The 215-nt window shown below is 51.6% G+C and carries 1 protein-coding gene; it reads left to right on the top strand.

Annotated features, from left to right (window positions below; all coding sequences use genetic code 11):
- The coding region (locus HFD99_RS25425) for a condensation domain-containing protein (protein ID WP_167441124.1) at positions 1 to 215 on the top strand (215 nt) is incomplete at both ends.

Here is a 215-nt window from a genome sequence, read left to right as displayed (position 1 = left end):
AAAACCATGTCTGGTGAAATCCCGGCGCTGGATATGCCAACGGATTTTACAAGACCTGCTGTACAGCGTCTGGAAGGGACTCGATTTGAGTTTGCGATCCGTATGGAGGACAGTGAGCAGTTGAAACAGCTGGCCGCACAAACCGGCTCCACCTTGTACATGGTGTTGCTGGCAGCGTATAGCACGCTCTTGCATAAATACACGGGTCAAGAGGA

Source organism: Paenibacillus sp. EKM301P, assembly GCF_011800295.1.
Classification (GTDB): domain Bacteria; phylum Bacillota; class Bacilli; order Paenibacillales; family Paenibacillaceae; genus Paenibacillus; species Paenibacillus polymyxa.
This window is presented reverse-complemented; position numbering and strand designations above follow the sequence as displayed.